The organism is Amycolatopsis sp. NBC_01307, assembly GCF_035975215.1.
GTDB lineage: Bacteria > Actinomycetota > Actinomycetes > Mycobacteriales > Pseudonocardiaceae > Amycolatopsis.
Genome location: NZ_CP108403.1, coordinates 9,880,135 through 9,898,923 on the forward strand (window position 1 = coordinate 9,880,135; position 18,789 = coordinate 9,898,923).

The following is an 18,789-nucleotide window of genomic DNA, read 5'->3' on the forward strand; positions in this document are numbered from 1 at the left end:
GGAGGAGGGCCATGCGCCCTACCAACCGGACCCGTCGCGGCGCAGCGTTAATCGCCGTGGCCGCGGCGTCCGTCCTGCTGACCAGCGCCTGTTCCGGCGCCGCCGCGCCCAGTGGCGGCGGTGACGCGGCCGCAGCGCCCGGCAAGGACGACAAGCTCACGATCACCGTCTACAGCAAGTTCACCGACCGCGAGTACGGCGTCGTCACCGCGGGCCTGAACAAGCTCAAGGCGAAGTTCCCGAACATCGAGATCAAGCACGAGGGCAACCAGGACGACGACAAGCTCACGCAGTCGATCCGCGGTGGCAACCCGCCCGACGTAGCGATCTCGTTCTACACCGACAACCTCGGCGCCTGGTGCTCCAACGGCAGCTTCCAGGACCTGAAGCCCTACATCGACCGCGACAAGATCGACCTCAACCAGATCCCCGAGGCGGTCCGCAACTACACCGAGTACCAGGGCAAGCGCTGCGCGATGCCGATGCTCGCCGACGTCTACGGCCTGTACTACAACAAGGACCTGTTCGCGGCGAAGGGCATCACGTCGCCGCCGAAGACCACCGACGAGTGGCTCGAAGATGCCAAGAAGCTGACCGAGTACAACGCGGACGGCTCGATCAAGGTCGCCGGCTTCCTGCCGTCGATGCCGTTCTACGGCAACCAGGCCCAGTACTGGGCGCCGAACTTCGGCGCGCCCTTCATCGGCCCGGACGGCAAGTCGGACCTCGCCAGCAACCCCGGCTGGAAGGCGATGTTCGAGTTCCAGCAGAAGCTCATCGACGCGCTCGGCGGCCACGACAAGGTCGAGAAGTTCAAGGCCGGTCTCGGTGACGAGTACTCCGCCGACAACGGCTTCCAGAAGGGCAAGCTGGCGATGATCTACGACGGTGAGTTCCGCACCGCGTTCATCAAGGACCAGGCCCCGACGCTGAACTACGCCACCGCCCCCGCGCCGGTGCTCACCAGCATGGCCGACAAGTACGGCAGTGCCTTCACCACCGGCACGATCATCGCGATCCCCAAGGGCGCCAAGAACCCCGGTGCCGCGTGGGAGCTGATCAAGCAGGCCACCCTGGACACCGACACCCTGGTGGACATGGCCAACGGCCTGAAGAACGTGCCCAGCACGAAGGCCTCGCTGACGTCGCCGCGCCTCGACCTGCAGCCGCAGTTCAAGACGTTCCTCGACATGTACGACAGCGGCAAGCTCGTGTCGAACCAGACCACCCCGATCGGTGACGCGCACCTCAAGGCGGTCAACGACTTCGCCGAGAAGTGGCAGGCCGGCTCGATCCCCGATCTGACCGAAGGCCTGAAGAAGGTGGACGCGCAGATCGACGACGAACTGAAGCAGAAGGGCGCGGGCGGATGACCTCCACCCTCGCGGAGAAAGCCCCGGGTTCCCCGTCCGCGCCTGCAAAGGCGCGGGCGGGGGCCCGCCGGGCCAAGCGCCGCCGGACCGCGCTGTTCTTCATGGCCCCGGCGCTCGTCGGGTTCCTGGTCTTCTTCGGCTACCCGCTGATCGCCACGGTCTACTACTCCTTCACCAAGTACGACCTGATCAACCCGCCGCAGTTCATCGGGTTCGACAACTACGTCCGGATGTTCACCACCGAGCCGCTCGTCGGCGTCGCGGCGTACAACACGCTGTGGCTGGTGGTCATCCTGACGACGTGCCGGGTGCTGTTCTCCCTCGGCATCGCGTCGGTGATCTCCCGGCTGAAGTCGGGCGTCGGCCTGGTGCGGACGCTCTGCTACCTGCCGACGCTGGCCCCGCCCGCGGCGGCGACACTCGCGTTCGTCTTCGTGTTCAACCCCGAGTTCGGCCCGGTGAACCGGTTCCTGCGGCTCATCGGTATCGACGGCGGCCTGTGGTTCAACAGCCCGGCCATGTCGAAGCCCGCGCTGACGCTGCTCGCGCTGTGGGGCTCCGGCGAGCTGATGATCATCATCCTGGCCGCGCTGCTCGACGTCCCGACCGAGCAGTACGAGGCCGCCGAGCTCGACGGCGCCGGCTCGGTCCGCAAGTTCTGGCACGTCACGCTGCCGTCGATCTCGCCGGTGCTGCTGTTCGGCGTGGTCAACTCGATCATCTACGCGCTGCAGTTCTTCACGCAGGCGATCGTCGCGGCGTCCGCTTCGGCGGGCACGGCCGACGTCGCCGGTAACTCGAAGCTCATCGGCGCGCCCGAAAACTCGACGCTGACGTACCCGATCTGGCTGTACGTCCAGGGTTTCCGCTACTTCAACATGGGTTACGCGGCGGCGATGGCGGTGCTGCTGTTCATCGTCTCGGCGGGCTTCACGTGGATTCTCGTGCGGCAGCTGCGTAAGTCCCAGCACCAGGAGGAGGGGTCATGAACATACCCTCGCGACAGCTTGTCCATGACCCCGACCGGGCGCGGGTGTCCCGCATGAATGGAGTGGGGACATGACCGCGTTGGCGGAAGCACCGCAGAAGCCGGCGGGTGTGCACCCGAAGGTGCGGTTCAAGCGGAGCTGGGACAAGCGCCTGTCCTGGATCGCGTTGCACGCGACCGGGATCGCGCTCGGCGTGATCTTCATGCTGCCGCTGCTGTTCGTCTTCCTCACCGCGGTGATGGCGGACGACCAGGCGATGACGGCGAGCCTGTGGCCGAGCGTGTGGCATTTCGAGAACTTCGTGACGGTGTTCCAGAAGGCGCCGCTGCTGGAGTACTTCGGCAACAGCCTGCTGTACTCGGGGCTGGCGACGATCGGCGCGCTGCTCTCGGCGATCCCGGCGGCGTACGCGCTGGCGAAACTGCGGTGGCGCGGGCAGAACCTGTTCTTCATGCTCACGGTGGCCGCGATGATGCTGCCGCCGCAGGTGACCGTCGTCCCGCTGTACGACCTGTGGGTGCGGCTCGGGCTCACCGGCACGCTCGTGCCGCTGATCACGCCGTACTTCTTCTTCGACGCGTTCTCGATCTTCCTGCTCCGGCAGTTCTTCCTCACCATTCCGAAGGACTACCTCGAAGCGGCGAAGATCGACGGCTGCAACGAGTTCCAGGCGATGTACCGGGTATTGATCCCGATGGCGAAGCCCGGAATCGCGGCCACCGCGATGTTCTGCTTCCTGTTCACCTGGAACGACTACTTCGGGCCGCTGCTCTACACGGGCGAGGACCAGGACCACTGGCCGCTGTCGCTGGCGATCGCGTCCTTCCGCGGCATGCACCACGTCGAGTGGAACATGACGATGGCGGCGACCGCGCTGATCATGGCGCCGGTGATCATCCTGTTCATCTTCGCGCAGAAGTCGTTCGTCAAGGGCATCACATTCACGGGAGTCAAGGGATGAAGCTGGCAGTCGTCGGTGGCGGGTCCACCTACACGCCGGAGCTGATCGACGGGATCGCCGGTCGCCGGTCCACTTTGGACGTCGACGAGATCGTGCTGGTCGACCCGGACGCCTACCGCGTCGAGGCCGTCGGCGGGTTCAGCCGGCGGCTGCTCTCGCACGCCGGGCACCCCGCGCAGGTCCGGACGACGCAGTCGCTCGAAGAGGGCGTCGACGGCGCGTCGGCCGTGCTGATCCAGCTGCGTGTCGGCGGTCAGCGGGCGCGGCGCTCCGACGAGACGTTCCCGCACGCGTGCGGCTGCGTCGGCCAGGAGACGACCGGTGCGGGCGGGCTCGCGAAGGCGTTGCGCACGGTGCCGGTGGTGCTCGACATCGCCGAGCGCGTCCGCAAGATCGCCGGCGACGACACGTGGATCGTCAACTTCACCAACCCGGTCGGCATCGTCACGCGCGCCCTGCTCAACGAGGGGCACCGCGCGGTCGGGCTGTGCAACGTCGCGATCAACCTGCAGCGGCAGTTCGGGAAGCTGCTCGGCGTCGGCGCGGACGACGTCAAGCTCGTCCACACCGGACTGAACCACCTGAGCTGGGAGCGCGGCGCGCTCGTCGACGGCGTCGACCGGCTGCCGGAACTGCTGGAACAGCACCTGGACTACCTGTCCAATGAGGTCAGTGTGCCGGAGAAGTGGCTGCGGCGGATGAACGTCGTGCCGTCGTACTACCTGAAGTACTTCTACGCGCACGACGAGCAGGTCACCAAGCAGCGCACCGAGCGGCCGCGGGCGGACGTCGTCAGCGACGTCGAGGAAGAGCTGCTGAAGATCTACCTCGACCCGGAGGAGAACACGAAGCCGGAGTCGCTGGAGAAGCGCGGCGGGGCGTACTACTCCGAGGCCGCGGTGCAGCTGGTGCACGCGCTGACCGCGGACGGCCCGGCCGAGGAGCACGTGGTGAACGTCCGCAACGACGGCACGTTCGGCTTCCTGCCGGACGACGCCGTCATCGAGGTGCGATCCACTGTGGACTCGTCCGGCGCCACGCCGATCGCGCAGCCGCCGGTGGAGCCGCAGTTCTCCGGGCTCATCGCGGCGACGACGGCGTACGAGTTCCTCGCGCTGGAAGCGGCGGTCAAGGGCGGCCGCGACCGCGTGGCCGACGCGCTGCTCGCGCACCCGCTAATCGGGCAGTACACGAAGGCCGACACGCTCGCCGATTCGCTGGTGCAGATCAACCGCGAGTACCTGCCCTGGGCCCGCGGATGAAGCCAGCTGTCATCGCGATCGACGGCGGCAACAGCAAAACCGAGGTCCTCGTGGTGTCCCGCGAAGGCGTCGTGCTGGGAAAGTCGCGCGGTCCCGGTGCTTCTCCGCAGAACGTCGGCGTCGCGGCCTGCGTCGCGGCGCTGGAAGACCTGGTGCTGGAGGCTTTCCCGGATCGCGGGGAGAAGCCGTTCGCGGTGCACACGTCGGCGTACCTGGCCGGGCTCGACTTCCCGCGCGAGGAGGAGGCGCTGCACGCGGCGCTGGCGGCCCGCGGGTGGAGCGACACGTTGACCGTCGGCAACGACACCCTCGCGCTGCTCCGGGCGGGCAGCGCGGGGATCGGCGTGGCCGTGGTGTGCGGTGCCGGGATCAACGGCGCCGGCGTCGGCCCGGACGGGCGCGTGCACCGCTTTCCCGCGCTGGGCAAGATCTCCGGCGACTGGGGCGGCGGTTACCGCCTCGGTGAGGAGGCCCTGTGGTGGGCGGTCCGCGCCGAGGACGGCCGCGGCCCGCGCACGTCGCTTCGCGAGGCCGTCGCCGGCTTCTTCGGCCGGGAGACGCTGTTCGACGTCGTCCAGGGCCTGCACTTCGAAGAGATCCCGGCCGCCTCGATCCACGGGCTCTGCCCGCTGTTGTTCGAGGTGGCCGCGGCGGGCGACGAGGTGGCGGCGGACATCGTGACGAGGTTCGTCGAGGAGGTCAGCGTGTTCGCCGCGGTGATCCTCCGGAAGCTGGACCTGACGGAGGAAGCCCCGGAGATCGTCCTCGGCGGCGGTGTCCTGACCGGCATCGGTACCCCGGTGATCGCGGAGATCGAGCGGCGGTGCCTGAAGGTGGCGCCGCGCGCGGTGGTCCGCGTGGTGGACGTGAACCCCGTGGTGGGGGCGGCCCTGTTCGGGCTGGACACCCTGGACGCGCCGGCGTCCGCGAAGGCTGCGCTGAAGGCCGCGACCCAGCGCGCGTAGACCCCCGGCAGGCCGGCTCGAAGCGGCGCGAGCCGGCCTGCCGGGACCTCGTCAGGCCGGCACGATGACGTCGCCGGTCTCCAGCAGGGTCTTGAGGTCGGAGAGGATCCAGGCCCAGCCCCCGCCCGCACCTTGGCCGGGCGCGGCGTCGACGTCCTCGTGCTCCCCGCCGACCATCGCCCCGGTGGCGGGCGCGCCGGTGACGTCGTGGGTCACGGTGAGTCTGGTGCCGGCGGTCTGTGTGGCTTCGATGTCGTAGGTGACGGTCGTGTAGGGCTCGTCCGCCATCGCCGGGTCCATCAGCAGCTTCCACGTGATGACGAGTCTGCGCGGCGGATCGGCCTCGATGACTTCGCCGTCGATCAGGTCACCGGTGAAGCCCGCGTCGATGAAGGCTTGCGTCGGGTGGGTCCGGTGCTTGCCGCCCGCCTTCAGGTCGAAGTCGACGAGGCCGGTGTAGCCGTACCTCTGGGTCCACTCGGGCTTGGTGATGGCTTCCCAGATCCGCTCCGGGGTGGCCTTGATGTAGATGCGGTTGACCTGCACGATGTTCGTCATGGTTCGTCGCCTTCCAGTTCGTTCTTGAGGTCGAGCAGCGCGGTCACCCGGCGCTCGGTGTACTTGTCGATCCACCGGTCGTGGATCTCCCGGATCGGCACGGGGTTCAGGAAGTGCAGCTTTTCCCGCCCTTCCTTCCGCGCGACGACCAGGCCGGCCTCTTCGAGCAGCTTGAGGTGCTTCATAACCCCGAAGCGGCTCATGTCGACGCGCGTTTCGAGTTCGGTGAGCGTGCGCCCGTCACGCTCGAAGAGCAGGTCGAGCAGGAACCGGCGGGTCGGATCCGCCAGCGCCTTGAACACCAGGTCGTCGTCGGGCACGCCGGAAGAATAGGTGACCAAAAGGTCACATGTCAACGGTGCGGGTGGCGCCGGTGCGAACGGCCCGTTGGTGCCGGTTCGGGCGCGAGTGGCCCGTTGGTGCTTTGGCGGGCGAGGGTGCGAACGGCCCGTTGGTGCCGGTTTGGGCGCGAACGGCCCGTTGGTGCTCCGGCGAGCGGGGCGCGACTGGCCCGTTGGTGCCGCGGCGGGCGAGGGTGCGAGTGGCCCGTTGGTACCCCGGCGGTGTGGAGGCGAACGGCCCGGTACTGCCGGATTCGTCGCGAACGGCCCGTTGGCGCACTGGTGGCTGGAGCGTGAGTGGCCCGTTGGTGCCGAAACTGTCGCGACTGGCCCTTTCGCACCTGGTGGCACCTGGCGGCGGGCGTCACGAGTGGCCGCTCGTGCTGGTCGCGAGGCGAACGGCCCGCTGATGTCGATTGCCGCGCGAACGGTCCGTTGGTGCCGAAATTGTCGCGAGTGGCCCGTTCGCGCGGTGGCGAACCCGCCTCCTGCCGTGCGAGTACTGGCGAGCGCGAGTGGCCCGTTCGTGCCGAAACCGTCGCGAACGGTCCGTTCGCGCCCAAGCTGGCGACCACAAGAAAGGCCGCCACCCCCGGCGCGGGGATGGCGGCCTCGAACGATCGAGCTAAACCACCAGCGACAGCGGCAGGATCAGCGCGATCGCCACCACCGAAATCAGCGTCTCCATCACCGACCAGCTCTTCAGCGTCTGCCCGACCGTCAGCCCGAAGTACTCCTTGACCAGCCAGAACCCCGCGTCGTTCACGTGCGAGAAGAACAGCGACCCGGCCCCGATCGCCAGCACCAGCAGCGCGCTGTGCGACGGGTCCATCGTGGCCGCCAGCGGTGCGACGATGCCCGCCGCCGAGACCGTTGCGACCGTGGCCGAGCCCGTTGCCAGGCGGATCGCCACCGCCACCAGCCAGCCCAGCAGCAGTGGCGAGAGGTTCGCGTCCTTGGCCAGGCCCGTGATGACGTCGCCGACACCGGCGTCGACCAGGGTCTGCTTGAAGCCGCCGCCGGCGCCGACGATCAGCAGGATCCCGGCGATCGGGCCCAGCGCGTCACCGACCACAGTGGACAGCTGGCCGCGGCCGAGGCCGGCCGGGCGGCCCAGCAGGACCATGCCCACCAGTACCGCCGCGAGCAGTGCGATCAGCGGGTCGCCGATGAAGTCCAGGATCTTGCGCGCCTGGCTTTCCTTGTCCAGCAGGATGTCCGACAGCGCCTTCGCGAGCATGAGCACGACCGGGAGCAGGACCGTCGAGAGCGTCGCGGCGAAGCTGGGCCGCGGCTTGTCCGTGTCCGCGCGCTCCGGGACCAGCCGCGCGGGCGCCACGGCGTCCGGCACCATCCGGGCGGCGAGCTTGCCGAACAGCGGGCCCGCGATGACCAGCGTCGGGATGCCGACGAGCAGGCCGAACGCCAGCGTGATCCCGACGTTCGCGTTCAGTGCGCCCGCCGCGGCGAGCGGGCCGGGGTGCGGCGGGACCAGGCCGTGCAGCACCGAAAGGCCGGCGAGGGCGGGAATCCCCAGCAGCATCAACGGTTTCCCGGTGCGCTTGACCGCCAGCAGCACGACCGGGATCAGCATGACGAGGCCGATCTCGAAGAACATCGGCAGCCCGATCAGCGCCGCGACCAGGGCCATCGCCCACGGCAGCGCGGCGCCGCGGGCCTTGCCTAGCACGGTGTCGACGATCTGGTCGGCGCCCCCGGAGTCGGCCAGCAGCTTGCCGAGCATCGCGCCGAGCGCGATCAGGATGCCGACCGAGGCGACCGTGCTGCCGACGCCGTTGGAGAAGCTCTTGATCAGCTTGTCGACCGGCATCCCGGCGGCCAGGCCGAGCACCAGCGAGCCGAGCACCAGCGACAGGAACGGGTGCAGCTTCACCTTGGTGATCAGCACGACGATCACCGCGATGGCGACGACGGTCGCGCCGATCAGCCGGGTGTCGTGGCCGGTCCAGGCGGCGGCGAGGACGGACGTCATGCGAGCTCCCGGTAGGCGGTCAACGCGGCTTCGGTGATCTCATCGGGGGTGTCGCAGATGTCGAAGATCGCGCCGGGCTCGGCCGGCTCGAGGGGCTCGAGGTCGGCGAGCTGCGAGTCCAAAAGGGACACCGGCATGAAGTGGCCCTTGCGGGTCTGCATGCGCTCGGCGAGGATTTCGCGGTCGCCGTGCAGGTGCGCGAACCAGACGTTGCCGCCGGTGCGCAGGACGTCGCGGTAGCGGCGCTTGAGCGCGGACGACGTCACGACGCCGCCGGTGTCCTGGTGCGCGCGGATCCAGCCGGCGATGGCCTCGAGCCAGGGGGCGCGGTCCGCGTCGGTCAGCGGCGTCCCGGCGGTCATCTTGTCGATGTTGGCCTGCGGGTGGAACGTGTCGGCCTCGGCGTACTCGACGCCCAGCGCGTTCGCCAGCGCCGTGCCGACCGTCGTCTTCCCGGAGCCCGACACCCCCATCACCACGATGACGGTCATCCCGCACCTCCCACTTCGTTGTGCTCGGGTGAGTCAAACTCAAAAGTACTACTTATTCAAGATTAAGTGCTACTTAATCGAGTCAGTTCGCTAGGTTGGGGGTCGTGGGGAACGACAGGCACGACCAGGTCCTGGACGAGCTCGGCGCGGCGATCGCGAACGGTTCGCTGCCGCCGGGGACGGTGCTGCGGTCCGAAGAGCTCCAGGAACGCTTCGGTGCTTCGCGGACGGTAGCGCGTGAAGTGGTCCGAGTGCTCGAGACGATGCGCCTGACCAGCAGCAAGCGGCGCGTCGGGGTGATCGTGCGGGACCCAGGGGAGTGGAACCACTACGACCCGAAGCTGATCCGCTGGCAGCTCGACGGCCCGTCGCGCCCGGCCGCCTTGGCCACGCTGAACGAGCTGCGTTCGGCGATCGAGCCGTGCGCGGCGCGCTACGCGGCCCTGCGAGCGACCCCGGAGGAGCGCGGCCGCCTCGGCGCACTGGGCGAGCGGCTGGCGCGGACGGCTCGGGCGCGCGACCTCTCGGCGTTCCTCGGGTTCGACATCGCGTTCCACGACCTGCTGCTCACGGCGTCCGGGAACCCGATGTTCGCGCAGCTGTCCGAGGTGGTCGCGGAGGTGCTGACCGGCCGGACGGGCCACGGCCTGATGCCGCCGGAACCCCAGCCCGAGGCGGTGGCCCTGCACCTGGAGGTGGCCGCCGCGGTGACGGCGGGCGACGCGGACCGGGCCGAACGCGCGATGCGCGACATCGTGGTCCAAGCGCGCGAGGAGATCGCAGCGCTGGTGGAGTGAGTCGCACGTCGGGAGGGCGAGTTGCGCCGCCGGTCGAGCAGGTCGGCGCGGGTCGGGGGTGGGATCCGGGCGTGGGACGAGTTCGCGGCGTTGGTGGAGTGATCCGCACGTGGGAAGGGCGGGTTGTGCCCCCGGTCGAGCAGGTCGGCGCGGGTCGGGGGTGGGATCCGAGCGTGGGACGAGATCGCGGCGCTGGTGGAGTGACCCGCACGTCAGGAGGGCGGGTTGCGTCGCCGGTCGAGCAGGTCGGCGCGGGCCGGGCGTGGCACGAGATCGTCGGCGAGGTCGGTGTCCGAAGTGCTCGGAGCGGTCGCAGTCAAGCCGGTCGGTGCGAGCTGCGTGGTGCGGGATTGTCGGAGCTGGTGACGCAGCCCGGCGGCGGTCGGGTGGTCCGGGCGCCCTCGGTGATCACGGCCCTGGTCAGGCGGTCGGTGGTCCCGGAGCGGGACGTCGTGGTCCGGGCGCGGGCGGCGATCGCGGCGCTCGTCGAGTAGGCCGTTCGGTGGTCCGGTGGGGCGAGTAGCCTCTCCTCGAACTGGACTTTCTTTCTGCCGGGGGGCACAGGTGAGCGCGGCGCGCGCGATCGGACTGGTGTTGGGCGTAGCGGCCGACGGCGCCCTCGGCGACCCGCGCCGGCGTCCGCCGGTGACGGCCTTTCGCCGCTTCGGGCCCGCGCCGGGGGCCGCGGTGGCCGTGGCCGCCGTGCTGGGCGGCCTGGTGCTCGAACGCGCCGGGCGTGGCCGTCCGCTGGTGCAGGCCTCGGCGACCGCCGTCACGACCTGGGCCGTGCTCGGCGCGGCCGGCCTCGCGCTGCAGGGCACCGAGCTCGCGCGCGACCTCGAGGAGTGCCGGTTCGAGCCGGCCCGCTCGACACTGTCCGAACTGGACCCCCGCGTCGCCGACGGGCTGGGCCCGGTCGCGCTGTCGCGGGCTTCGGTGGAAACGTTGGCGGAGAACACATCCGACGCCGTCGTCGCGCCGCTGGTGTGGGGCGCGGTGGCGGGCGTCCCGGGCCTGCTCGGCGCGCGGGCGGTCAGCCTGCTGCGCCGCACGCGCGGCGGCCGCCCCGGCCACTGGGCGCTCGACCGCCTCGACGAGCTCGTCCACCTGGTCCCGACCCGCATCGCGGCGGGCCTGACGGTGCTGGCGGCCCCGGTGGTCGGCGGCTCGGCGGGCGGCGCGTGGCGCGCGTGGCGCCGTGACACGATCGCTCACCCCAGCCCCAACGCGGGCCGCGTGGAGGCGGCGTTCGCCGGAGCGCTGGAGATCCGCGTCGGCGGCCGGACGGTGTACCCGCACGGCATCGAGGAGCGCCCGGTGCTGGGCGTCGGCCGCAACCCGGACGCCGGTCACGTGACACGCGCGGTGGAACTGTCCCGTGTAGTCGGCTGGCTGGCGGGTGTCACGTCGGTGCTGCTCGCGGTGGTCGCGGGCCTCTGGCGCCGCTCGCGCTGAATCAGCCGCGGCGGCGCAGCTGGGTCAACGCCTCCGCGTCCAGCCGTCCGTCCCGCTCGGCCAGCTGGGCGCCGATCCGCTCGCGGTCCTCTTCCGTCCGGTTTCCGCCGAACTTGAACTTCGCCCGGACGCCCGTGATCGTGAACTCGATCCCGCGGATCCCGGGCAGCAGCCGCCGGTCGGGGGCGTCCGTCGCGCTCACCGGGGCGCGCGCTCCGTCGGTCTCGAAGTGGCGCAACTGCTTGTCCAGCAAGGAAGCCTTCGCCGCCGGGTCGTCGACCAGCCGGACGTCGCCCTCGAGCTGGACCGTCGCGTAGTACGACGTCGGCACGCCGCGTGCCGGGTCGGCGCCGGATGCCGTGTTCCAGTCCGCGCGGATGTACGTGTAGTCGTCGACCACCGTCAGCAGCGCGCGCGGGTGCTCCTCCAGCAGCGGCCAGATCGGGTTGGGGCGGGCCAGGTGCGTGACGATCATGCGGTCGCCGTCGTAGGCGAAGTGCGCGGGCGTGACCATCGGCAGGTCGCGGCCGGTGCCGCCGGCGATCAGCTGGCCGAAGTCGTGGCCGGCCAGCCAGTCCCGCCACTCGGCGTCGTCCTTCGCGGCGTCCCAGGGGTGGATCAGCATGAACCCAGTATGAAGACCACAAGTGGCCTCGCTCCAGGGCCATTTCCGGCTTACTTCGAAGGGCCACTTTCGGCGTACTCGGCCTCATCCTCGGCCAGGATCTCCGAGACGGACTTCCGCCGCGTCCGCTCGCCCGGCTCCTTCGGCGCGGTCAGCGCGCCACCCGGCTTCAGCTCGCGCACGGTGAAGTACAGCCAGCCCAGCACCGCCATCGCGCCGAACGCGATCCACTGCAGCGCGTAGGAGAAGAACGGCCCCGAGTCGGTCTGCGGCAGCGGCAGCGCGCCCAGCACGCCGGGCTGATCGGTGTCGAGCTGGAAGTACCCGGGCCGGATGTCGATCCTGCCCGCCCGCGCGACGACCTTCGAGTCGACGACGTAGCTCTGCAGCCGCCCACCGGTCGACGCGTCGGCGAAGGCGTCACGGTTCTTCGGGTCGGTCTCGTCGCTGCGCACCCGCGCGGTGACCTGCACGGTCCCGCCCGGCGCCGGTGCGAAGGGCAGCACGCCGGACTTGCTGTCGAGCTTGACGAACCCGCGGTCGATCAGCACGACCGTGCCGTCGGTCGTCCGCAGCGGCGTCAGCACCTCGTAGGCGCCCTCGCCCTGCACGGTCCGCAGCCGGGCGACGACCTCCTTGTCCGGGAGGTACTGACCGGTGATCGACACGAGGTGCCACTCGGTGCGCTGGTCGGGCACGGCGCCCGGCGCCAGCAGCTGGTCGAGCGGCACCGGCGCGGCCGTGAACGACGTCTCGAGCGAGGAGTTCTGCTGCTCGCGCTCGGTGTTGCGGCCGAACTGCCACGGCGACAAGAGCGTGAAGCAACAGACGGCGAAGGCGAACACCACCACCGTCAGAGCCAGCCACCCGGGCCGGAGCAGGAACCGCAACCGCACCCCACCACGGTAGGCCGTGCCTGGTCCGGCCCGCCCGCCGACCTCGGTCACTGTGACGTGTCAGGGGTGCGAACGCACCCAATCCAGCAAACCGGGCACCGCGCGTTCGACCATGCCGAGGACGTCCTCGAAGCCGTCGTCACCGCCGTAGTAGGGGTCCGGCACCTCGGCGCCGTCCGGGGCCGACGGGTCGAACGACCGCAGCAGCCGCACCTTCGCCGGATCGTCGACGCGGGCCCGCAGGAACTCGGCGTGCCCTGCGTCGGCGGCGAGCAGGAGGTCGGCGCCGAGGTCCTCGTCGGACACCTCGGACGCGACGTGCCGGGTGGGGTAGCCGTGGGCCTCGAGGGTCGCCCGGGCCCGCTTGTCGGCGGGTTCGCCTTCGTGCCAGCCGCCGGTTCCGGCACTGGTGACGCGGACGGCGTCGGCGAGGCCGGCGTCGTCGAGCTCCTTCCGGAGGACGAGCTCGGCCATGGGAGAGCGGCAGATGTTGCCGGAGCAGACAACGACGATCCGAAGCATGCGGCGAGCGTAACCACCGGCCCGCCGGGTTCACCTGGTCAGCTCACCGCTCGGCGGTACCACCGGCCCGCACCGGGCACCTAGCGTCGATCACGCGAGGACGCGAACCGGAAGGAGAGCGATCATGCACGGGTGCTGCTCGAAGTGCACCGGCCAGGGCTGCGGCTGCTGCGGCAACTGCAACTGACCCCCGCACGGCGCTCGCGGCGGCGGTGACCCGCCGCCGGAGCGCCCCCTAACGCGGCAGGCAGGTCGCCGAGACCGCTTCTTCCAACGCGCGAGCGTGCAGCGCGTCGAAGCGGTGGACGACGTCCGCGACGCCGGCGGCGAGGAGCTGCCGCTGCGGGCACGAACGGGCCGCTCGGGCCGGAAGCGTCGCCGCCAGCTCCGTCAGCAGGCCGTTGTTGAGGCGGTCGATCACCGGGCGGATCTCGCCGAGGTCGGGGCGGGTCGGCGGGATCTCCGACGGGTGTGTGGCCCAGCGGGCGTACAGGCCGCGCTGGACCACCTTGTTCGCCTCGATCTGGGCGCGGAAGAACCGCACCGCGTCCGCCGGGTCGAGGCCCAGCCGCGGGGCCCGCGCCGCGACCGTGTCGTAGATCTGCTGCTCGCGCACCGGGTCGTCGATCGGGGACGGCGTGCCGTACTTGGCCGCCGCCACCTGGTCCGCGATCCGGACGCGTTGCGCCGCGAGATCCGTGAGGCGCCACAAGGAAGGCGCCGCCGAAGCGGGGGCCGTGCAGGCCAAGAGCGCCGCCAGCGCCACCATCACCGTGACGAGCCAGGACCGAAGCCGCATGGCCCGAAACGCTACATGCGAAGATCCCCGGATGCCCGCCCTTTCCGAAGTCATCACCGTGCTGGAGCAGGCGTACCCACCGGCGCTCGCCGAGTCGTGGGACGCCGTCGGCCTCGTCTGCGGCGACCCGGCCGAGTCCGTGACGCGCGTGCTCTTCTGCGTCGACCCCGGCGCCGACACCCTCGACGAAGCCGTCGAGCTCGGCGCGCAGCTGATCGTCGCGCACCACCCGCTGCTGCTGCGCGGCGTGCACGGCGTCCCCGCCGACACGGCGAAGGGCGCGCTCGTGCACCGGATGATCCGCGCCGGGATCGCGCTCTACTGCGCGCACACCAACGCCGACTCCGCCGATCCCGGCGTCTCCGACGCGCTCGCCGAAGCGATCGGCCTCCGCGTCCTGCGGCCCCTCGACCCGAAGCCGGACGGCGTCACGGGCCTCGGCCGCATCGGCGAACTGCCGGAGCCGGAACCCTTCGGCGTCTTCGTCCAGCGCGTCGCGGACGCGCTGCCCGCGACCGTCCCCGGCGTGCTCGGCGCGGGCGACGAGGACCGGCCGATCCGCACCGTCGCCGTCTCCGGCGGGGCCGGGGACTCCTACCTCGCGCTGGCCACCGAAGCCGGGGTCGACGCCTACGTCACCGCCGACCTGCGGCATCACCCCGCGGGTGAGCACCTGGCGAGCCCGGGCCCGGTGCCCGCGCTGGTCGGGCTGACCCACTGGGCCAGCGAATGGCCCTGGTGCAGGCAAGCCTCGGCGGTCGTGGCGCGAGCGTTTGCGGGTAACGTCGACATCTGCGTCTCCACGCGGTGCACCGACCCGTGGAACGTCCGCGCCGAGCGCACATCGAATTAAGAGGAGCACCGTGAAGGCCGAACCCGCCGTGCAGCGCCAGTTGCTCGAGCTCGCCAAGGTGGACGCCGAGCTCTCGCGCACCGCGCACCGTCGCCGCACCCTTCCCGAGCTGGCCGAGATCGACGCCGGGGAGAAGACCGTCCGGGATCGCCGCGACGCGCTCGTGTCCACGGAGACCGCCGCGTCCGACCTCGACCGGGAGGTGGCCCGGCAGGAGAAGGAGATCGAGTCGGTGCGCGCCCGCGAGGACCGCGACCGCAAGCTCCTGGCGTCCGGATCCGTGAACTCCAAGCAGATGACCGACATCGAGCACGAGCTGCAGACCCTGCAGCGCCGGCAGAGCGCGCTGGAAGACGACCTCCTGGAGCTGATGGAGCAGCGCGAGGCGCTGGGCCTGGACGCGCAGCGCACCGGCGCCGAGGTCGACAAGGCCGAGTCCGAGGTCGCCGCCGCGATCATCCGCCGTGACGAGGCGTTCAAGGACCTCGACACCACCCGCGCCCGCCGTGACGAAGACCGCGCGAAGCTGCTGCCGCGCTTCCCGGAGCCGCTGCTGAAGCTGTACGAGCGCGTCCGCGAGCACAAGGGGATCGGCGCCGCGCTGCTGCGCGCCCGCCGGTGCGGCGCCTGCCAGCTCGAGCTGGACCGCAACACCGTCAACGAGATCAAGGGCGGCCCCGAGGACGACGTCGTGCAGTGCGAGAACTGCGGCGCGATCCTGGTCAGGACCGTGGAGTCCGGCCTGTGACCGAGCACGTGGTCATCGAGGCCGACGGCGGATCCCGGGGCAACCCGGGGCCCGCCGGCTACGGCGCGGTGGTCAAGGACGCCGCGACGGACGAGGTTCTCGCCGAGCGCAAGGAAGGCCTCGGCGTCGTCACCAACAACGTCGCCGAGTACCGCGGCCTGATCGCCGGGCTGGCCGCCGCGGCCGAGCTCGGAGCGTCCACTGTGGACGTTCGGATGGACTCGAAGCTCGTGGTGGAGCAGATGTCCGGGCGCTGGAAGATCAAGCACCCGGACATGCAGCCGCTCGCCGCGCAGGCCAAGGAGATCGCCGCCGGCTTCACGCGCGTCCGCTACGAGTGGATCCCGCGCGCGCAGAACTCGCACGCCGACCGGCTGGCCAACGAGGCGATGGACGCGGCCACCGGGAAGCCGGCCGCCGGCAAGCCCGCCCCGGCCGCGCCGAAGCTGCCGACCCGGAAGCCGGACCGCGCCGTCGTCGCCTGGACCGGCGCCCGCGGCACCCCGACCCGGCTGCTCCTGCTGCGCCACGGCCAGACGGAGATGTCGGCGTTGCGGCGCTACTCCGGCCGCGGCGACGTCCCGCTCACCGAGCTCGGCCGCGCGCAGGCGGCCGCGGCGGCGAAGCGGCTGGCCGCGACCGAGGGCCTGATCGTCGACGGCGAGGCCGTTCCGATCATCTCCTCGCCGCTCACGCGCACGAAGCAGACCGCGCAGGCCGTCGCCGACGCGCTCGGCGGCCGCGTCGAGACCCACCCCGGGCTCATCGAGACCGACTTCGGCGAGTGGGAGGGGCTCACGTTCGCCGAGTCCGCCGACCGCGACCCGGAGCTGCACCGCTCCTGGATCGGCGACAGCTCGGTCCCGCCGCCCGGCGGCGAGAGCTTCGACGTCGTCCACCAGCGCGTCCGCAAGGCCCGCGACGAGCTGATCGCCGAGCACGGCGGCCGGACGCTGGTGCTGGTCAGCCACGTGACACCGATCAAGACGCTGCTGCGGATGGGCCTGGACGCCGGGCCGTCGCTGCTGTTCCGGCTGCACCTGGACCTGGCGTCGCTGTCGATCGTCGAGTTCTACCCGGACGGCAACGCGTCGGTCCGGCTGGTGAACGACACGTCGCACCTGAGCTGACCGGGGCAACTGTGGGGTGGATCACGCTCAACGGCGACGCGTGGCCGACCCCCGATGGGGTATTGGCTACAGTGGCTCGACCGCGGCGCCGCGGCGGTGGACCCGGCCTCGGGTCCATTCATGGGGCGCCGGCTCGTGCGTAACCCACCGGCAGAGGCCTGCGGGCGGAACAGTGACGAGGACATGACGGCTAGCGCACTCACCGAGACTTCCCAGAGCGACGTCCCCGACGACCCCGTGGCCACCACCACGACGCGGGGCTGGGGCGCGCGCCTGGCACCGGTACTGGCCGTGCTCGCCGGGGTGGCCGCCGTCGCGGCGCACGCCACCCGCTACGGCCACTGGATCGTCGACGACGCCGCCATCACCTTCTCCTACGCCCGCAGCTTCGCCGACGGCCTCGGCCCGGTGCTGCAGCCGGGCGCGCCGCCGGTCGAGGGCTTCTCGGACCCGACGTGGATGGTGCTGCTCGGCGTCGGCAAGCTCGTCGGCCTCTTCGACCACGGCCTGCTCTTCGGCCTGCCCGACTACGTGCTGTTCCCGAAGCTGCTGGGCCTGCTGTTCACCGGCGGCATCCTGACCGCCTGCTACATCGCCGCGAAGCAGATCTTCCCGCGCTTCGCGTGGCTGGCCACCCTGGTCGTCGGCCTGACGCTGGCGACGATCCCGTCGTTCGTCATCTGGGTCGTGTCCGGCCTGGAGAACTCGCTGTTCGCCTTCGTCGTCGTCACGCTGGGCGTGACGCTGTTCGTCTCGGTGAAGCGGGACAAGCTGCTGACCCCGAAGGTCGCGCTGTGGGCCGGCGTCATGGTCGCGTTCGCCGCGCTGACCCGGCCGGAAGGCCTGATCTACGCGGGCGCGTACCCGCTGGCCGCGCTGTTCCTGCTGCGGTCGGGCCTGTTCTGGAAGAGCTTCCGGCTCGCGCTGCTGTCGGTGGCCGCGTTCGCCGTCCCGTTCGGCGCGTACGTCGTCTGGCGGCACGCCGAGTTCGGCAGGCTGCTGGCCAACCCGTCGGTCGCGAAGCAGCAGGGCCTGCCGGGGATCGACGCCGTGAAGCGGCCGTTCGAGCTGGCCGGCTACGCGGGCTGGGCGGGCGTCGTCCTGCTGCTGCTCGTGATCGTGTTCGCGCTGGTCAAGGCGCCGTGGCGGCGTTCGCTGACCGCGTTGCTGGTGCCGCTGGGGCTGGGGATCGTCGCGTACGGCGTGATGGTCGCCGACTGGATGTACCAGCACCGGTTCGCCAGCCCGATCTGGCCGCTGGCGGTCATCGCCGGCACGCTGTCGGCGGGTGAGCTGCTGAAGCACCGCCGGGCGCTGCTGCGGATCGGGATCGTCGTGGTCCTGGTGGGCGCGTTCGTCCCGTCGGCCGTCGGGTTCGCCCAGGCCGCGGACAAGTTCGCGAAGAACCCGAACATCACGGCGTGCCTGGTCGCGGACCGCTTCGGCCGCGGCTTCAACACGTACGCGGACATCCTGGGCATCCAGAAGGCGTCGCTGCTGCTGCCGGACCTCGGCGGCTCGTCGATGACCAGCCGGCTCGAGCTGGTGGACATGGCCGGCCTGGTCAACAAGCCGATCGCCGACCTGGTCCACGACAACGACCTCGCGGGCCTGCGGAACTACGTGTTCGACACGGTCAAGCCGACGTTCATCCACTCGTGGGGCCCGTGGGCCGCGGGCAACGGCATCGCGCTGGACCCGCGCCTGGACCGCGACTACGTGCTGGTCTACTCGTCGCCGATCGAGGGCCTGCGCAACGGCGACTGGGTCCGCAAGGACGCGGTCACCGACCCGGCCAAGCTGAAGGCGGCCCAGGACTACGCGAAGGTGACGATCCCGGCCGTGGCGGCCGACCGCTTCGGCGGCCCGCTCGACGACTGCGGCGCGACGATGAAGCCGGGCCAGACCCTGACGGTCCCGAACCCGTAACCCGTGTGACCCGGCCCGTCACTCGCGTGATCGGGCCCGTGACCCGCGTGATCGAGGCCGGAACTCGCGAGTTCCGGCCTCAGTCACGTGAGATCCGGCCGC

General features: G+C 70.9%; 20 protein-coding genes. 12 read left to right on the forward strand and 8 right to left on the reverse strand.

Annotation, left to right across the window (positions count from 1 at the left end; genetic code table 11):
* Nucleotides 1-11: 11 nt before the first annotated feature.
* The 5 genes from OG439_RS44560 (at nucleotide 12) to OG439_RS44580 (ending at nucleotide 5,550) form a co-directional block, all read left to right on the forward strand.
* Complete coding sequence (locus OG439_RS44560) at nucleotides 12-1,373, forward strand: extracellular solute-binding protein (protein WP_326946373.1); 1,362 nt, start codon at nucleotides 12-14, stop codon at nucleotides 1,371-1,373.
* Nucleotides 1,370-2,362, forward strand: coding sequence for a carbohydrate ABC transporter permease (locus tag OG439_RS44565; RefSeq protein WP_326946374.1), 993 nt, complete (start codon nucleotides 1,370-1,372; stop codon nucleotides 2,360-2,362). Before OG439_RS44560 ends, OG439_RS44565 begins: the two co-directional genes overlap by 4 nt.
* A gap of 70 nt (nucleotides 2,363-2,432) precedes the next feature.
* Nucleotides 2,433-3,323, forward strand: coding sequence for a carbohydrate ABC transporter permease (locus OG439_RS44570; protein WP_326946375.1), 891 nt, complete (start codon nucleotides 2,433-2,435; stop codon nucleotides 3,321-3,323).
* Nucleotides 3,320-4,585: a 6-phospho-beta-glucosidase gene (locus OG439_RS44575; RefSeq protein ID WP_326946376.1), complete on the forward strand. Its 1,266-nt coding sequence runs from the start codon at nucleotides 3,320-3,322 to the stop codon at nucleotides 4,583-4,585. The genes OG439_RS44570 and OG439_RS44575 overlap by 4 nt, the downstream gene beginning before the upstream one ends.
* Nucleotides 4,582-5,550, forward strand: coding sequence for an N-acetylglucosamine kinase (locus OG439_RS44580; RefSeq protein ID WP_326946377.1), 969 nt, complete (start codon nucleotides 4,582-4,584; stop codon nucleotides 5,548-5,550). The genes OG439_RS44575 and OG439_RS44580 overlap by 4 nt, the downstream gene beginning before the upstream one ends.
* 51 nt (nucleotides 5,551-5,601) lie before the next feature.
* Here the strand turns inward: OG439_RS44580 and OG439_RS44585 are convergent, their stop codons facing one another.
* From OG439_RS44585 to OG439_RS44600, 4 genes are all read right to left on the reverse strand, one after another.
* Complete coding sequence (locus OG439_RS44585; protein ID WP_326946378.1) at nucleotides 5,602-6,108, reverse strand: SRPBCC domain-containing protein; 507 nt, start codon at nucleotides 6,106-6,108, stop codon at nucleotides 5,602-5,604.
* Nucleotides 6,105-6,428 (reverse strand): ArsR/SmtB family transcription factor, encoded by a 324-nt coding sequence (locus tag OG439_RS44590; RefSeq protein ID WP_247061153.1) that lies wholly within the window; start codon nucleotides 6,426-6,428, stop codon nucleotides 6,105-6,107. Before OG439_RS44590 ends, OG439_RS44585 begins: the two co-directional genes overlap by 4 nt.
* A 646-nt stretch (nucleotides 6,429-7,074) precedes the next feature.
* The gene (locus OG439_RS44595) at nucleotides 7,075-8,442 is read right to left on the reverse strand and encodes a GntT/GntP/DsdX family permease (protein WP_326946379.1); all 1,368 of its coding nucleotides are present in this window, start codon (nucleotides 8,440-8,442) and stop codon (nucleotides 7,075-7,077) included.
* Entirely contained in the window at nucleotides 8,439-8,933 is a 495-nt protein-coding gene (locus tag OG439_RS44600) for a gluconokinase (protein ID WP_326946380.1), read from the reverse strand. The genes OG439_RS44595 and OG439_RS44600 overlap by 4 nt, the downstream gene beginning before the upstream one ends.
* Nucleotides 8,934-9,037: 104 nt before the next feature.
* Between OG439_RS44600 and OG439_RS44605 the strand changes: the two genes are divergently transcribed.
* The 3 genes from OG439_RS44605 (at nucleotide 9,038) to OG439_RS44615 (ending at nucleotide 11,185) form a co-directional block, all read left to right on the forward strand.
* Nucleotides 9,038-9,730: a FadR/GntR family transcriptional regulator gene (locus OG439_RS44605; protein ID WP_326946381.1), complete on the forward strand. Its 693-nt coding sequence runs from the start codon at nucleotides 9,038-9,040 to the stop codon at nucleotides 9,728-9,730.
* Between the two features lie 350 nt (nucleotides 9,731-10,080).
* The gene (locus OG439_RS44610; protein ID WP_326946382.1) at nucleotides 10,081-10,224 is read left to right on the forward strand and encodes a hypothetical protein; all 144 of its coding nucleotides are present in this window, start codon (nucleotides 10,081-10,083) and stop codon (nucleotides 10,222-10,224) included.
* A gap of 70 nt (nucleotides 10,225-10,294) precedes the next feature.
* The gene (locus OG439_RS44615; protein ID WP_326946383.1) at nucleotides 10,295-11,185 is read left to right on the forward strand and encodes a cobalamin biosynthesis protein CobD/CbiB; all 891 of its coding nucleotides are present in this window, start codon (nucleotides 10,295-10,297) and stop codon (nucleotides 11,183-11,185) included.
* A gap of 1 nt (nucleotide 11,186) precedes the next feature.
* Here OG439_RS44615 and OG439_RS44620 read toward each other — a convergent pair whose 3' ends face one another.
* The 4 genes from OG439_RS44620 to OG439_RS44635 form a co-directional block, all read right to left on the reverse strand.
* The gene (locus tag OG439_RS44620; protein WP_326946384.1) at nucleotides 11,187-11,810 is read right to left on the reverse strand and encodes an FMN-binding negative transcriptional regulator; all 624 of its coding nucleotides are present in this window, start codon (nucleotides 11,808-11,810) and stop codon (nucleotides 11,187-11,189) included.
* 50 nt (nucleotides 11,811-11,860) lie between these two features.
* Nucleotides 11,861-12,706: an SURF1 family cytochrome oxidase biogenesis protein gene (locus OG439_RS44625; protein WP_326946385.1), complete on the reverse strand. Its 846-nt coding sequence runs from the start codon at nucleotides 12,704-12,706 to the stop codon at nucleotides 11,861-11,863.
* Nucleotides 12,707-12,766: 60 nt separating this feature from the next.
* Nucleotides 12,767-13,228: a low molecular weight protein-tyrosine-phosphatase gene (locus OG439_RS44630; protein ID WP_326946386.1), complete on the reverse strand. Its 462-nt coding sequence runs from the start codon at nucleotides 13,226-13,228 to the stop codon at nucleotides 12,767-12,769.
* A 235-nt stretch (nucleotides 13,229-13,463) separates the two neighbouring features.
* On the reverse strand, nucleotides 13,464-14,027 hold the full coding sequence (locus tag OG439_RS44635; protein ID WP_326946387.1) for a chorismate mutase: 564 nt from the start codon (nucleotides 14,025-14,027) through the stop codon (nucleotides 13,464-13,466).
* Nucleotides 14,028-14,058: 31 nt separating this feature from the next.
* Here OG439_RS44635 and OG439_RS44640 point away from each other — a divergent pair, with 31 nt between their 5' ends.
* The 4 genes from OG439_RS44640 (at nucleotide 14,059) to OG439_RS44655 (ending at nucleotide 18,687) form a co-directional block, all read left to right on the forward strand.
* Complete coding sequence (locus OG439_RS44640; RefSeq protein ID WP_326946388.1) at nucleotides 14,059-14,880, forward strand: Nif3-like dinuclear metal center hexameric protein; 822 nt, start codon at nucleotides 14,059-14,061, stop codon at nucleotides 14,878-14,880.
* 10 nt (nucleotides 14,881-14,890) lie between these two features.
* Complete coding sequence (locus tag OG439_RS44645) at nucleotides 14,891-15,628, forward strand: zinc ribbon domain-containing protein (protein ID WP_247061167.1); 738 nt, start codon at nucleotides 14,891-14,893, stop codon at nucleotides 15,626-15,628.
* Between the two features lie 8 nt (nucleotides 15,629-15,636).
* Nucleotides 15,637-16,758: a bifunctional RNase H/acid phosphatase gene (locus tag OG439_RS44650; protein WP_442792358.1), complete on the forward strand. Its 1,122-nt coding sequence runs from the start codon at nucleotides 15,637-15,639 to the stop codon at nucleotides 16,756-16,758.
* A gap of 183 nt (nucleotides 16,759-16,941) precedes the next feature.
* On the forward strand, nucleotides 16,942-18,687 hold the full coding sequence (locus OG439_RS44655) for a hypothetical protein (RefSeq protein ID WP_326946390.1): 1,746 nt from the start codon (nucleotides 16,942-16,944) through the stop codon (nucleotides 18,685-18,687).
* Nucleotides 18,688-18,789 lie beyond the last annotated feature (102 nt).